General features: G+C 71.1%; 10 protein-coding genes. 9 read left to right on the forward strand and 1 reads right to left on the reverse strand.

Annotated features, from left to right (window positions below; genetic code table 11):
- The 8 genes from WME89_RS53255 to WME89_RS53290 all read left to right on the forward strand — a co-directional run bounded on the left by WME89_RS53255 (position 1) and on the right by WME89_RS53290 (position 11,035).
- Positions 1–624 (forward strand): hypothetical protein, encoded by a 624-nt coding sequence (locus WME89_RS53255; RefSeq protein ID WP_438007137.1) that lies wholly within the window; start codon positions 1–3, stop codon positions 622–624.
- Positions 625–727: 103 nt separating this feature from the next.
- The gene (locus tag WME89_RS53260; RefSeq protein ID WP_437622674.1) at positions 728–1,291 is read left to right on the forward strand and encodes a cytochrome c maturation protein CcmE; all 564 of its coding nucleotides are present in this window, start codon (positions 728–730) and stop codon (positions 1,289–1,291) included.
- Positions 1,292–1,384: 93 nt separating this feature from the next.
- The gene (locus WME89_RS53265; RefSeq protein WP_438007138.1) at positions 1,385–2,623 is read left to right on the forward strand and encodes a phospholipase D-like domain-containing protein; all 1,239 of its coding nucleotides are present in this window, start codon (positions 1,385–1,387) and stop codon (positions 2,621–2,623) included.
- 18 nt (positions 2,624–2,641) lie between these two features.
- Positions 2,642–3,415 (forward strand): endonuclease/exonuclease/phosphatase family protein, encoded by a 774-nt coding sequence (locus WME89_RS53270; RefSeq protein ID WP_438007139.1) that lies wholly within the window; start codon positions 2,642–2,644, stop codon positions 3,413–3,415.
- Positions 3,416–3,687: 272 nt separating this feature from the next.
- A complete protein-coding gene (locus WME89_RS53275) occupies positions 3,688–4,326 on the forward strand; it encodes an NAD(P)-dependent oxidoreductase (RefSeq protein WP_438007140.1) in 639 nt (212 codons plus the stop codon).
- 122 nt (positions 4,327–4,448) lie between these two features.
- Positions 4,449–7,985 carry a pre-peptidase C-terminal domain-containing protein gene (locus WME89_RS53280; protein WP_438007141.1) on the forward strand — a complete coding sequence of 1,179 codons (3,537 nt, stop codon included), beginning with the start codon at positions 4,449–4,451 and terminating at the stop codon, positions 7,983–7,985.
- 733 nt (positions 7,986–8,718) lie between these two features.
- Positions 8,719–9,210 (forward strand): hypothetical protein, encoded by a 492-nt coding sequence (locus WME89_RS53285; RefSeq protein ID WP_438007142.1) that lies wholly within the window; start codon positions 8,719–8,721, stop codon positions 9,208–9,210.
- Between the two features lie 295 nt (positions 9,211–9,505).
- Positions 9,506–11,035, forward strand: a complete 1,530-nt coding sequence (locus tag WME89_RS53290) for an MSCRAMM family protein (protein WP_438007143.1) — start codon at positions 9,506–9,508, stop codon at positions 11,033–11,035.
- Positions 11,036–11,200: 165 nt separating this feature from the next.
- On the opposite strand, the gene WME89_RS53295 is transcribed toward WME89_RS53290, so the two are convergent.
- Positions 11,201–12,697, reverse strand: a complete 1,497-nt coding sequence (locus tag WME89_RS53295) for a hypothetical protein (protein WP_438007144.1) — start codon at positions 12,695–12,697, stop codon at positions 11,201–11,203.
- A gap of 487 nt (positions 12,698–13,184) precedes the next feature.
- Here WME89_RS53295 and WME89_RS53300 point away from each other — a divergent pair, with 487 nt between their 5' ends.
- Entirely contained in the window at positions 13,185–14,459 is a 1,275-nt protein-coding gene (locus tag WME89_RS53300; protein WP_438007145.1) for a YkgJ family cysteine cluster protein, read from the forward strand.
- The last annotated feature ends 118 nt before the right edge of the window (positions 14,460–14,577 follow it).

The following is a 14,577-nucleotide window of genomic DNA, read 5'->3' on the forward strand; positions in this document are numbered from 1 at the left end:
ATGAACGCGTCGATTCACCGCATGCACGTAACTCTGGGATCCCTCGCGCTCCTCGCGCTCGCCTCCGGGTGCGGCGGGGAGCGGCGGCCGGCCCAGCCGATCGGCAGGACGCCGACGTTCGAGTCCGAGGTGCCGTACGACACCGAGGAGCAGCCGCCGGCCGACGCACCGGGGCGCGCGCCGGTGCCGGGCTCGGGCGAGAGCGGCAGCAGCCCCACGGAGGAAGGGCGGACGCGCCAGGGCACGGCGGACGATGTGGACGAACACGAGCTCTGCCAGCAGATCTCGGCGTCGACGAGCGTCAGCGCGGAGGACATCCCGGGCGGCGTGCAGATCGTCATGACGCCGACCCCCGGCGCCAGCGCGACGTCGCTGGAGACGCTCGCTCGCGAGCTCGAAGCGCACCTCCACACGCTCGGGCGGACGGGGCAGCAGCCGACGAACGACGTCGTCACGCGCTGCCGCCTGTTCGACATGGCCCGCACGGGCGCGCGCGGCCGGGTCGTCGAGGCGGCGGACGGGCTCCGCGTGCTCTTCACCTCCCCCGACTCCGCTGGCGTCTCGACCCTCCGCGAGCAGGCGCGCCGGTTCGTGCAGTACGCTCGCGAGGGACAAGTCCGGTAGGGCTGTCCGAGCCCGCGGGCGCGCCGCCTGCCGGGCCCGGGCGGAGCAGGTGGCGCTCGACCGGCCGTGGAGCGCGGGCTAGCCTGTGCCTGAAGGTTCCACGATGAGCAAGAAGCTGGATGAAGAGTTGGCCCAGGCGCTGTCTCACGCAGAGCAGCAGGAGACCCCGGCGGTCGTGAAGCCGGCCGCGGCGAGCTCGCAGCCGAAGCCGCGCACGCGCAGCATCGGCCTGCTCGCGACGCTGCTCGTCATGGTGGGCGCGCTCGTGGCGCTCTTCCTCGTCGGCTTCAAGGAAGCCGCCGTCTACGCGACGCCCGTCGATCAGCTGCTCGCCTCGAAGGACAAGCTCACCGGCCGCAAGGTCCGCGTCGAGGGCGAGCTCGTGCCCGGCACGCTGGCCAAGCGCGACAGCCCTTGCGAGTACCGCTTCCAGATCCACGGCACGCAGGCCGAGCTGCCCGTGCGCTACCCCCAGTGCGTCATCCCCGACACGTTCCGCGACGTCCCGAGCGGCGGCGTCCAGGTGACCGTCGAGGGCACGCTCACGCAGGACGGCAACTTCGAGGCGAGCCTCGTGATGGCCAAGTGCACCTCGAAGTACGATCCCAACTCGCACGAGATGAAGGGCGGCGCCCAGGCCGGCGAGGGTCCGCTCTCGCGCAACTGATCGCGCCCAGCCCGCCTGCCCTCGCCGCGCCCCGCGCGGCGCGGCGCATCCGGCGGCGCTCGCCTTCCACCGCGCATCCTCCACACTGCGGCGATGATCTTCCGTGACCGCCGGCTGCATGGCCCCGTCGACGACGGGCGCAGCACGCCTGTGCCGGGCGTCCCTCCGCTTGATGGCGCGGCCGCGGGCGACGACGCGTCGACGCCCATCGGCCCGATCGTGACCGCGCACCACGCGCTCACCCTGCTGCCCGGCATGGAGGCGGTGCTTGGCTCGATCTTCGGCGACGTCGAGCGCGCGCAGCGGCGCGTCGACATCGAGACGTACATCTACCGCGACGACCTGCTCGGGCGCTCGTTCGCCGATGTCATGGGGCGGGCGGCGGCGCGCGGCGCGCGGGCGCGGCTGCTCTACGACCCGCTCGGCTCGAACGAGACCGACACCCCGTTCTTCGACGAGCTCCGGCGCCGCGGCGTCGAGGTCCGCGCCTACCGCCCGATGGCGGTCACGCTCGGCCGCGGCGGCTTCCTGCCGCGGGATCACTCGCGCGTGATCGTGATCGACGACGCCGCCTACACCGGCGGCGCCGCGTGGGGAGACGAGTGGCTCCCGGAGCGGCGCGGAGGCGAGGGGTGGCACGACGTCTGTATGCGCGTCGAGGGCCCCTGCGTCGGCGATTTCGCGCACCTCTTCGAGCAGCGATGGGGCGAGGCCGACGGCGGCGGCGAGCGGCTGCGCGACTACGCGACGGGGCGCAAGTACCCGGATCTCGAGCTCGTCTCGGACACGCCGGACGACAACGCGCGGGTCTACGCCCGCTACCGCGAGGCGATCCGGCGAGCGCAGGAGCGCATCTGGATCGAGAACGCCTATTTCTTCCCGCCCGCCGGGATGCTCAAGGACCTCGTCGATGCGGCCGCGCGCGGCGTCGACGTCCAGATCATCCTCCCCGAGGAGACGGACCTGCCGATCATCCAGCGGGCCGCGCGCGCCGAGCACGCCGCGTGGCTCGATCGCGGCTTCAAGCTCTTCGAGTTCCAGCGGGACGTCCTGCACTCGAAGTTCGCGCTGGTCGACCGCGCGTGGTGCACGATTGGCACGTTCAACGCGAACCCGAGCAGCCTGAGCGCCGTCAACGAGGTGAACCTGTTCGTGTTCGATCCGGCGTTCGTGGCCCGGGTGGCCGACCTGTTCTCGAAGGACCGGGCGGACTCGCGGCCGGTGACCCGGGCCACGCTCGCGGAGCGGTCGCTCCCCGACAAGGCGGTTGACTCGCTCGCTCATGGGGCCTTGAGCCTCCTCGACGGGTTGATTAAGACATCCCCGGACTGACGCCCGAGGAGGAGGCATTTGAGCCAAGATCGCGACCTCGTTATCTTGACCCAGAACATCTGGGGTGGAGTCGCCCTGTGGGAGCGGCGCCGGACGATGCTCGCCCGCCTCATCGGCGACCTGCGGCCCGGCATCATCGGGCTCCAGGAGGTGCACGCGCTGGCCGCGAGCGGCGACCTCGGCCAGGCCGGTGAGCTCTCGCGGCTCGCCGGCGGATACCGCGCCTGGTTCGCGCCGGGGCGGGTCGCGGCGAGCGGCGAGTGCGAGGGGGTCGCGCTGCTCTGCAGGGAGGACATCGAGGTGCTCGACCACTCCGTGGAGGCGCTCACGCTCGATCGCGAGGACCCGTTCGAGCGCGACAGCCAGCGCGTCGTCCTGCGCGCGGCGATCCGTCACGCGGGGGCGGTGATCGACGTGCTCGTCACGCACCTCTCGCTGTCGAAGCGCGCGCGGGCGCGCACCGTGCGCGAGCTCGTGAGCTTCGCCGCGCGCGAGCGGCAGAAGTCGCGGAGCCTCGGCGCCGTGCTGATGGGCGACTTCAACGCGCTCCCGAGCGAGGAGGCGGTCTGTTATCTCCAGGCGAGCGCCGGAGACGCGCGCTGGCTCGACGCCTGGACGCAGACGCACCCCGGCAAGGCTGGCGGCACGTGGCCGGCGGGCCTGCCGCTGCGCCGCATCGATTATGTCTTCGTCCAGCCCGGGGACGGCTGGACGATCACGCGCTGCGAGCGGGCGCCGTTCTCCGGCTCGGATCACCACGGCGTGGCCGCGTGGCTGCGGCTCGGCGCCTGAACGGGGCGCCGCTCGCCCGCGTCTCCAGCAGATCACCAGGGATGAGGCCGGCGTCCGCTCCGGCGACGTCCGGGGCGTCGCGGACCATCACAGCCGGAACGACTTCAGGGGGCTCCCGTAAACTCACGTAAAGGTGAGTCGGGGACCGCCCGGTGTCGTCCTGTCGACATCCCGGGCTCGCGTACGCGGCGGGCGCGCTACACCGCGGCTCTGCGGTGCGTCACGACGCGCGTGTTGAACCCGCCGCGGCAGACCGGTTAGGCTCGGGGCACATGAGCAGATTGCTGATCTTGGGGTCGACCGGGGGCACGGGCGCCGCGTTGGTCCGTCAGGCCCTGGAAGCTGGCCACGAGGTCTCGGCGTTCGCGCGCGATCCGGCCGCCATTCCTGTTCCGCACCACGAGCGGCTGCGGGCGCTCCGCGGCGACATCATGGATGCCGAGCAGGTGTCGCGGGCCGTCGCCGGCCACGACGCGGTGCTCTCCGCCCTCGGGTCGCGCGGCCTCGGCCCGACGCGCGTCTATTCCGAGGGCATCGCCAACGTCCTCCGCGCGATGAAGGAGCACGGCGTCCGCCGCCTGATCGCCGTCACCTCGGCGGGCGTCGACGATCAGCAGAGCGCGCTCTGGGTCCGCTTCGTGGTCAAGCCGCTGCTCCGCAACAGGTACTCCGACATGCAGCGCATGGAAGAGGCCGTTCGTCAGAGCGATGTGGCGTGGACCATCGTCCGGCCGCCCAAGCTCACGGACGGGAGGCTCAGCAAGGAGTACCGCGCCAGCGTCGAGCACCTGCCGCTGGGGGGCTATTTCTTCGCCGGTCCCACGATCTCGCGCGAGGACACCGCGCATTTCATGATCACCCAGATCGACAGCGACGACTACGTAGGTAAGGCGGTCGCCGTCACATATTGAGGTGCGGCGCTCGCGCGTCGTCCCTTGACGCGACGGTGGAGGTTCGGTCTGCTGCGCCCGCGGCGCCGGAGGCGGCTTCGGCTTCTCTGCCGTGATGGCGCCGAGCAGAGGCCCGAGAACTCATGATTTTCCCTCCCAGGACCGCGCTCCCGTTGCTCTTCGGCCTGGCGGCTCCGGCCCTGCTCGGGTGTGAGCTCCTCGTCACCGTCGATCGCAGCAAGATCGATGATCCCCCTGTCCCCGGGGCCCACGGCGGTGGCGGTGAGGGCGGAGACGGCGGTAGCGGCGGAGACGGCGGCAGCGGCGGAGACGGCGGTAGCGGCGGAGACGGCGGCAGCGGCGGAGACGGCGGCAGCGGCGGAGACGGCGGCGAGTGCGGAGACGGGGCCATCGCGGCGCCCGCCGAGGCCTGCGACGACGGGAATCGGGAGGCCGGCGACGGGTGCGATCCGGGCTGCGCGATCGAGCCCGGGTTCGCCTGCGCCGGAGCGCCGAGCACGTGCACGGCGGGGTGCGGCGATGGCGCGCTCGGCGGCCGGGAGGCGTGCGATGACGGCGGCGACGAGGACGGCGATTGCTGCTCGCGCGCATGTCAGGTGGAGCCCGGGTGTGAGGTCGAGCCGAACGACGATTTCGCGTCGGCCAACGACGCTTTCGCCATCGCGCCCGACGGTCGGATCCGCGCCTTCATCGATCCCGAGGCCGACGTGGACGTGTTCTCCGTCACCGTCCCCGACGGGGCTGTCGCGCGGCTCAGGGCACAGACGCTCGACGGCCCGCTGGGCACGACGTGCAGCTCCCTCGGCGTCGATACGTATGTGACGATCTTCGATGGATCCCTCGCGACCATCGAGGCGCACGATGACATCGCCGACGACAACTACTGTTCTTACCTGGTGCTCGACAAGCTGAGCGCAGGTGAGTACTTCGTGAGCGTCCAGGTCTCCCCAGCAGCGGAGCCCGCGGCGTTCGATTACACGCTCTCGCTCACCCTGGACACCGCTGTGTGCGGCGACGGCGCGCTGGAGGACCCGGAGCTCTGCGACGACGGGAACACGACCGGCGGCGACGGCTGCAGCGCCGCGTGCGAGCTGGACACCCCGCTGCCCGAGGTCGAGCCGAACAGCACCGCGGCCGAGGCCGACGAGCGCGGCGCGCTCCGGCCGAACGAGCTCGTCTCGGGGGCGATCGAGCCGCTCGGCGACGTCGACGTCTTCGCCTTCGAGGTGCCGCGCCTCGCGGAGATCCAGCTCGCCACGTTCAGCCCCGGGAGCCTGAGCGATTGCCTCCAGGGCGTCGACACGTTCATCCAGCTGCTCGACGTGGACGGCGAGACGGCGCTGGCGAGCGACGATGACAGCGGCCCCGAGGCCTGCTCGCTCATCGACGCGAGCATCGCCCCCTGGGCGACCCAGCTCCAGCCAGGCACGTATTACGTGACCGTCGAGGAGTTCAGCAACGACGCCACGATCCCCGGGTACGACCTCCTCGTCGTGTTCACCGCGCTGTGCGGCGACGGCGTGGTCGAGGGCGGCGAGGCGTGCGACGGCGGCGAGCAGTGCTCTCCGGACTGCGCGCGGATCGCGATATGCGGCGACGGCGCCGTCGACGACCCGGAGACGTGCGACGACGGCGGCACCGAGGCCGGAGACGGCTGCAGCGCCGCGTGCGAGCTCGAGGGGACGCTCCCGGAAGTCGAGCCGAACGACGCGCTGGACCAGGCCACCGCGGGGCAGGCGACCGCGCCGGGCGCGCTGTTCTCCGCGTCGATCTCGCCGGCGGGCGACGTCGACTACTTCGCCGTCGACGTCGCCGGCGTGGCCGACCTCGAGGTCGAGACGTTCGACGCGTCCGGTCCGACCTCCTGCCGCGACGTCGACACGGTGATACAGCTCCTCGCGCCCGATGGCGCCGTGATCGGCGAGGACGACGACGGCGGCGAGGAGAGGTGCTCGCTCGTCCAGGCCGCCATCGCCGCGCCGGGCGTCTACTACGTGCGCGTCGAGGAGTACGGCGGCTCCGCCATCGCCGGATACACCCTGCGCGCGCGGACAACGACCCTCTGCGGCGACGGCATCGTCGAGGGCCACGAGGAGTGCGACGGCGGCGCGGGGTGCGGGGCGGCGTGCCAGCGCGTCCCGGCGTGCGGCGATGGCTTCATCGACGACCCCGAGCGCTGCGACGACGGCAACGCCGAAGGCGGGGACGGCTGCGACGCCGCATGTCAGCTCGAGGGCGTGACGGCCGAGATCGAGCCCAACTCGACCCCTGCCGAGGCCGACGCGAACGGCGCCCTGGGGCCAGGAGCGCTGGTGTCCGGCGCGCTCGATCCCGAGGGCGACGTCGACGATGTCTTCGCCCTGCGGCTCGCGACGGTGTCCGACCTCCGGCTCGAGACCTTCGACTCGAGCGGCCCCGAGCGGTGCGCGGAGGGCGTCGACACGGCCCTCTCTCTCCTGGCGGCGGACGGGGCGACCGTGCTCGCTTCCGACGACGACGGCGGCGCCAACGCCTGCTCGCTCATCGACCCGGCGAGCCCCGGCGGCGCCGCGGCGCGCCACCTGGAGCCGGGGACGTATTATGTCCACGTGCGCGGCTTTCCCGAGCTGCCGGCCGCGCGCTACACGCTGCGCGTCTCGCTCGACGCCTCGTGCGGCAACGGCGTGAGGGAGGGCGCGGAGGAGTGTGATGGCGGCGCGCGCTGCACGGCGGGCTGCGACAGGCTCCCGGTCTGCGGCGACGGCTTCAGCGACGCGCCGGAGGGGTGCGACGACGGCAACGTCGCAGGCGGCGACGGGTGCAGCGCCGTCTGCCAGCTCGAGGCGGTGACCGCGGAGATCGAGCCCAACGACACCCGCGCGCAGGCCGGCGCGAGCGAGCTCTTGATCGCGGGCGACGCCCTCGTCGCGGCGAGCATCGCCGCGGGCGGCGACAGGGACGTCTTCCGCGTGAGCCTGCCTGTCGCCTCGGTCGTGCGCCTCGAGGTCCTGGACGGCACCGCCGCGGGCTGCGAGGGAGGCATCGCCACGACGCTCCGCGTGCTCGACGCCGCGGGGGAGCCGGTCGCGACGGACGAGGGGCTCTCCGACGCCGCGTACGCGGGCGGCATCAGCGGCTGCTCGGCGCTGGTCGTCGGCCTCCCGGCCGGCGACCACGACGTCGAGGTCGCGGCGCGCGAAGGTGGCGTGGCGATACCGATCTACCTCCTCCAGGCGAAGATCCTCGCGCCGGCGGGGACAGCGGGGGTCGAGGAGGAGCCCAATGGCCACATCGCCACGGCGAACGGGCCAGTCGGCTCCGATGTGTTCATCGCCGGCGCGCGGACCACCGATGATTTCGACCTCTACGCCGTGGACCTCCCGGAGGGCCGGTCGATCCGCGCGGAGATCGTCGAGGGCGGCGGCGGCGCGGAAGCGTGCGAGTCGCTCGACGTGGACAGCCGGCTGTCGCTGCTCGACGGGGAGGGCTCGCTCATCGCGGACGACGACGACGGCGGTCGTGGGAGCTGCTCGCTCCTCGACGGTACCGGGGACGTCCCGCGCCACCCCGGCGCGCACGCGCTCCCGGCGGGAACGTACTTCCTCCGGGTCCGCGCCTCGTCCGGCGCCAGGGGCTCGGCGGCCCTCTTCGACTACCGACTGGCCGTCACGATCCGCTGAGCCGCGCGCCGCCGGCGCCGCCGCGCCACGTCCAGCCGGCATGCGGCGCGCCCGCTCCGGGCGCCGCCGGGAGACCGGGACGAACCCGGCGCCGCGCCATGACTCGATGTCTCGATATCCCATCATCGCAAGACTGCCGCGCTCCGCGGCGCCGCCCTGCGGCGTGGCTCCGCGGTGCTCACCGGCGTCACATGAGGGGCCAGGACCCACAAGGCTCATCCGCTCATCGCGCACCGGCGGCGACGTGAAATCCCTGCGTTCCTTCCTCGCGCGCGCCTCGTGCGCCCGCGCTGGCGCTCGCCCGACCACTCCAGGCCTGGACCGCTCTTCGCAGCGTCGCCGCACAGCGCCTCTCGCGGCGTGGGTGCGTGATACTTCGGCTGGATGTGGGAGCCCATGGGGTGCGTTCAAGGCAGAGGGCATGAGTCCATTGTCGAGGAGTGCCGGTATTCTCCCTGGTTCTATGTGAGTCGTGTTTTCGACACGAGGATTGCCAATCAAAAGTGCTTGCGTGAATCCGCGGGGAGAATAGTCTCCTGTTGTTCGCGGCATGACCTCGGGGCGGGTTCCTCCGGGAGCGTGACCATGACGGGCCGACGACGACGCGCGTCGCGCCCGCCGGGCCACCGCTCTCCTGGCGCAGGCTCCGGGGCATGGATCCCTTGGGTGACGATCTGGATAGGTATCTGCAACGTAATTTCACCACAGATTCGATTCCTCGGAGGTATTTCTCATGAAGAAGATTGCTCGTTGGGCGCTCGCTTTTGCTGCTGTGATGTCGGTCTCGGGCAGCGCCATGGCTCTCCCTGAGGGTGTGGGCTACAAGGTCGTGCTCAACACTGGTCTGAGGAAGCTGCCTGTCGGTCAGGTTGCCTTCACCTGGCTCGAGCAGGGCGCCAGTCTTTTCAATGACACTTGTGCTTGCGCGGTCAAGTGGTGCAACGAGGCGGGGCTCCCGTCGTGCGCCAACATGCTCGTTCACGAGGAGCTGACGTCGTACGATCAGGACTGCGAGTACCGCGCGTTGTACCCGGCGGACGCGACCCTCACCATCGATCCTGCCTACGATAACTGGGGCTTCGATTCGCGGCAGCAGAAGAAGCGCGTGGCCCGCATGAGCGCGATGCAGGACGGCACGAACGCCGTGATCAAGGGCGTGTTCCAGTATGGCTCCGTGCTGTCGATGGCCTATAGCTTCACGATGACTCCGACGACGCACCCCTGATGCGGCTGCGTCGCTGAGACCGGTCTCCAACCGGCGACAGGACGACGCCCAGCGCTCGACCGATCGGCGAGAGCCTCCCTGCAGAAAGCCCACAATGCAGGCCCCGGGCAGGACGGGGAGGCGCTCGCCGGTCGCGTCGCGTGGAGGAGGAGGGGGCGCCGGCGGCTGCCGGCAGCCCCCTCTCTTTTTTCCACCGAGCGCCCAGCCACGGAGCTCTCGCCAGGTCCATTTGTCTGGAGGAACAATGATGCAACCGATTACCTCGCAACGGAAACGCTCGCGCCGGCTTTCATGGGTGGCCCTCGGACTGCTCCTGGTGGCCGTCGCCGGCGTCGTGCTCTTCCTCTATCTCCGTCCGAGAGAAGAGCGGGCCTTCGGCGCGAGGGCCCCGGCCGCCGGAGCGGAGGAGAAGCCCACCCGCTACCGCAACAGGGCGCTCCTTCGCGGCGTGCCCGCGGCGAGGCCGGAGACGCGGCCCACGATCAGCGGTCGTGTCTATGGCATGGACGGGAACACCATCGCGGGCGTGACGGTCGTCGCGTCGACCTTCGAGGTCGCGGGCAACGTGCTCTCGACGGTGGGCTCCGTGAAGAGCGACGAGAGCGGGAGCTTCGAGCTCAAGCTCCCGGACGGCACCTATCAGCTGAACGCGAGCGCCGAGGGGTACGGGAGCACGTCGACCACGGCGCACCTCGGCGAGGCGGTGAGCCTCGTGCTGCCGAAGAGCGGCGTCATCGAGGGGCGCGTGCTGGACGAGCGGGGCGAGCCCGTGCGGCGCTTCGCCATCGACGTCCTCTCGGTCGTGACGGCGGAGACCCCTGCGACACCGCCCCTGTTCTCTCGCACGTTCGAGAGCGCGGACGGCTCCTTCCGCGTCGATCAGCTGCCCTCCTGGGACATCGTCGTCAGGGTGACGGCGGCGGAGTTCGCGCCCACGTTCTCTCCGATGACCACCGTGCGCGCCGGGGACGTCGAGAAGATGGAGCTGACCCTCACCAAGGGGTGCATCCTGACGGGGCGCGCCGTGGACTCGTCCGGCGCTCCGCTGCCGGGCGTGTACGTCGACGCCGAGTCGCTGCTCGCCGCCGGGGAGATGAGCAACGTCGCCATGGAGGCCGCCGCCCAGGCGCAGACCGAGGACGACGGCTCGTTCAGCCTGCCGCACGTGCCGAAGGGCACGGTCGCCGTCCGCGGCTACGACGGGAGCAACGCCGTGAGCTCGATCGAGGTCGAGGTCTCGAGCTGCGACAGCCTCGCGCCGGTGAAGCTCGTGATGTCGCCCGGCGGCAGCCTCTCCGGCGTGGCGCGCGACGCCGACGGCAAGCCCGTGGCGGGCGCCCGGCTCACGCTGATGCACCGGCCGATCGGCTTCGTGAACACGGTGAGCGACGAGGAGGGGCGCTTCGAGTTCGAGCAGGTCCCGCCCGGCATCATCCGCGTCATGATGCGGCGAGGTGAGCAGGTGATGCTCGCAGGCGCCGAGATCCAGGAGGGGAAGCGTACGCAGCAGGACATCACCCTTGCGCCTCGGAGCACAGGGGAGATCCGCGGTCGCGTCACGGTGGGCGACAAGCCGCTCCCCGGGGCTCGCCTCATGCTGGCCACCGCGATCGGGGACGAAGGCGCGATCGGCATGTACTACCCTGTCACCGCGGAGGACGGCTCGTACCGCGTGTCCGGGCTCCCGCCCGGCGCCTATATCATCAACGTCGAGTCGACCAGCATCGGGGCCGGCCTGCGGGTGAAGCCCGACGAGGTCACGACGATGGATCTGCGGGTGATCGACCTGCCCAGCATGGTCAAGGAGGCCCCGCAGCCGCGCTGACCTGCAGCGCCGGCGGCGACTCCCGGCTGTCCGGAGGCGGAGCCTCCCGGACGGCCGGCTCGCGCTTCTGCCAGCGCCGAGCGTCGCGCGCCGGCGAGGCCTCGGAAGCGAGGCGGCGGGACGCGAGGACGCCCCCGCTCCGGGGCGCCCTCGCCGGTCAGCAGGTCACTCCGCCGGGGTGATCATCAGCCTGAACGGCCCCGAAGAGGCGCTGTCATAGCTGTCGACGAAGATGGTGATCGGCTCTCCCGCGGTCACCGACACCGTGATCGACTCGGTGAAATCGGACTCGAACGGGTCATCCGCGCACGCGAGCTCGCTCTCCCTGTCCGCGCAGCCGGTCCGCGCGTAGAGGACGACATCCGCACCGCCCTGCGGGGCCGCGGCGATCGTCACCTCGCCGCTCGCCGTGGGGGTGTACTCATACACGAGCTCCCCGCCGTCGCCCCCGCACGAGCCCGTGAAGCCTTGCGTGCCCTCGGACGCGTCCCCCGCCGTCTCTTCTCCGGTGGTCGGCACGGCGCTCGCGCACACGGCCTCCGGGTTCACCAGGCACTCGTCCGTGCACAGGTCGTCGTTCGCGGCGTTGGCGTCGTCGCACTCCTCCGTGCCGACGCGCACCCCATCGCCGCAGCGCTGCTCCGCGAAGGACACGTCGAACGTGTACTCCACGTCCGCCTCGCCCGTGCCCTCGATGAAGACGAAGTAGGTGTCGCCGGCCTCGACGGGGAGCTCCAGGGGAGCGCTGTCCGGGCCGAACGAGACGAGACAGCCGATCAGCGTCGCCGCGTCGTCGCAGCCGCTCCGGAGGTACCAGTCGAACTCGACCCCTTCCTCCACCGCCCTCGCGGCGAGCTGGACCACGCCATTGCCCGGCGCGACGAACTCGAAGACCCGCTCGTTCATGCCCACGCCGGCCGGGTACGTGCCGCCGAGGGTCGAGCACATCGAGGCGAACAGCTTGGTTCCGCCCTCCGTCGTGCCCGAGAACGTCCCTCCCTCGGACACGTCGACCGCCCCCGTGCACGCCGCGGTGATGCCCTCGGCGCACGCGCCCTGCGCGGCGCAGTCGAGCTCCTCGCAGTCCTGCAGGACGTCCTCGTCGTCGTCCGCGGCGTTGTCGCAGACCTCGCCGGTGGCGACGCAGTACCCGTAGTCGTCGTTGCAGGCGCCCTTGCACTGCTCGTCGGCGTCGCAGCCGCCGACGCACATCAGCAAGCCTTCCCCGGTCATGTCGAGACAGGTCTGCCCCGTTCCGACGCAGTCGACCGTCTCTTCGCAGGACCGCAGGCAGAGCGAGTAGCTGCCCTGGGGCAGACACTCGGACCCGGCCTCGCACGGCACGAGCTCCGGGTCGCAGAGCGAGGAGCAGTAGCCGCCCGCCCAGCCGAAGGTCTCCTCGGTCATGCAGAGCCCGCCGAGGCACTCGTCGTTGGCCGCGCAGGGCTCGCCGTCCGCCTTGCCCTCCGGCGCGCCGTCTTCGCCGCCCTCGCCTTGGCCGTCCTCGGCGCCCTGGCCACCATCACCGCCGCCGCCGCCGCCGCCGCCGCCGCCCGTGCCGGACGTCGCGTCCTGCGGCTCCGGAGCCGGGTCATCGTCGCCGCACGCGGCGAGGGCCAGACACATCGCTGTAACTGCTGACAGGGGAAGACCAAGTCGCATCTTGTTTCTCCTTAGTAGGGAATAAGGGGCTCCTAGCACGGAGCACGCCATGTCCTGCGATATCAGGAGAAAAAGACATTGTTTACTGTAATTATTATGTCCTAAGCGGAAGTACAGTCGTAAGAAAAGAACCCTTACAATCGTTCAACGCTGAGATCCTGACGTTTCAGAATCGAAACACGGAGGGGACGTTCCCGACGCAATGTTGCCGTTCAGGCCGGGATCTCAGGAACGTCCGGATGGCACGGTCAGTGCTTCATAGGACACCAGCGCCGCCGGCGTGGCCTTCGCCCCCCTGAGGCCCCGGCGGCGCTGTCTTTTTGTCGGCGTCCTCCCGCCTGTGGCCTTCTGCCACGCCTGAGCCCCCTCGCCCGGTCCTGCCGGGCAGGGCTGGGGCCGTTTGACACGAGGCCGGCGAGCGCGGCCGGCGCGGACAGGCCGCCGGATCGAGCGCAGATCGCCGGCGCGTTGTATCGTCCGCGGCCCCATGGCGACGAAGCACTCCTCTCCGGCGACGAAGCTCTCTTCTCCCCCGAATCAGAAGTTCGAGTGCCGCGACTGCCCGGCTCGCTGCTGCCGGCTGCCCTGGAACATCCGCTTCAGCAACGACGAGGCCAGGCGGTACCTCGAGGAGCCCTGGGTGAGGGAGCGCGCCGGGGAGGAGGGGGCCCTCGTCATCGCGCGCGGCGTCCTGCCCATGCGGGAGAAGGACCGCCGGCTCCAGTGCGTCTTCCTCGACGACGACATGCTCTGCAGCATGCAGAAGCGGTTCGGCCACGAGTACATCCCCAAGTCGTGCCAGGCGTTCCCCTTCGGGTTCGTCCGCGATGAGAAGGATGTCGTCGTCGCGCAGCTCTCCCAGCTGTGCCCGTCGATCCGCGAGAACTACGGCAAGCCCGTCGACCGCCAGCTCAAGGCGAAGCTCCAGCAGCGCGGCGACACCGAGCGGATGTCGAAGGCGCTGGCCACGCTCGGCGGCGTCATCCTGGCCCAGCCCCAGTACCTGCGCGCGGTCAGGCACTGGGAGGACCAGCTCGCGACCGACGCGTCGCCCGCCGAGACGCTGGCGGGGCTCTATGACTGGACGGCCGCCTTCGAGCGCGCGCTGCCCGCGGGCGCCGAGCGCGCGACGGACGCCTCCATCGACGCCGCCCTCGGGCAGGCCAGCGCCGGGGAGCTCGCGCCGCTCGCGCCCCGCAAGAAGGCCTCGTTCTACGCGCGGGTGCTGTTCGCTTACCTGCTCGGCAACCTCTGCTATCCGTCGCGGGTCCGGGAGGCCCACCGCGTCGAGGAGGCCTCCTGGACGCAGCTCCAGGCGCTGCGCAGCCTCGGGAACAAGGTCGCCTGGATGCTCGAGCGGGGCACGGTCGACATGCTGTTCGTCCCCGAGCCGTTCAAGCTGCAGCGGGTGCGGACGGTCGACCGCTTCCTCGGCGGCGACGAGGGGACCCTCGTCAAGGACTACCTGCGCCTCGTGCTCCAGCGCCGGCACATCTTCTCGGCGCCCCGGCACCTGCTCGCCGCGGTGCTCGACCTCGCGCTCGCCACCGTCGTGATCTCCCGCTTCGCCCGGTGCCGCGCCGCCGCGAACGGCCGGGTCAAGGTCTCGCTGGAGGACGTGCGGGAGGGCATCAGCGTCGCCGAGCTCGTCCTCCTGAGCCACGCCGCCCTCTCGGAGCAAGGCAAGCTCATGAAGAACCTGCGCTGGCTCCTGCTCACGAAGCGCGAGAGCTTCCGGGCCCTCCTGGCGACCGAGGCCTAGAGCGACAAACGGGTTGAGCCCGCCTGAGACGAGCAGAACCTCGAACCGGCAAGGCGCCAAGGACGCCAAGAAGAAGGCAATGGCTTGTCGTCCTCGGCGCCTCGGCGGTTCATCTCAT

Origin of the sequence: Sorangium sp. So ce321, from assembly GCF_051530195.1 — a bacterium.
In the GTDB taxonomy this organism is placed as follows: Bacteria; Myxococcota_A; Polyangia; order Polyangiales; family Polyangiaceae; genus Sorangium.

Coding starts and splice junctions, on each gene's coding strand:
- WME89_RS53255 (WP_438007137.1), top strand. CDS start 1: ATGAACGCGTCGATTCACCGCATGCACGTAACTCTGGGATCCCTCGCG.
- WME89_RS53260 (WP_437622674.1), top strand. CDS start 728: ATGAGCAAGAAGCTGGATGAAGAGTTGGCCCAGGCGCTGTCTCACGCA.
- WME89_RS53265 (WP_438007138.1), top strand. CDS start 1,385: ATGATCTTCCGTGACCGCCGGCTGCATGGCCCCGTCGACGACGGGCGC.
- WME89_RS53275 (WP_438007140.1), top strand. CDS start 3,688: ATGAGCAGATTGCTGATCTTGGGGTCGACCGGGGGCACGGGCGCCGCG.
- WME89_RS53280 (WP_438007141.1), top strand. CDS start 4,449: ATGATTTTCCCTCCCAGGACCGCGCTCCCGTTGCTCTTCGGCCTGGCG.
- WME89_RS53285 (WP_438007142.1), top strand. CDS start 8,719: ATGAAGAAGATTGCTCGTTGGGCGCTCGCTTTTGCTGCTGTGATGTCG.
- WME89_RS53295 (WP_438007144.1), bottom strand. CDS start 12,697: ATGCGACTTGGTCTTCCCCTGTCAGCAGTTACAGCGATGTGTCTGGCC.
- WME89_RS53300 (WP_438007145.1), top strand. CDS start 13,185: ATGGCGACGAAGCACTCCTCTCCGGCGACGAAGCTCTCTTCTCCCCCG.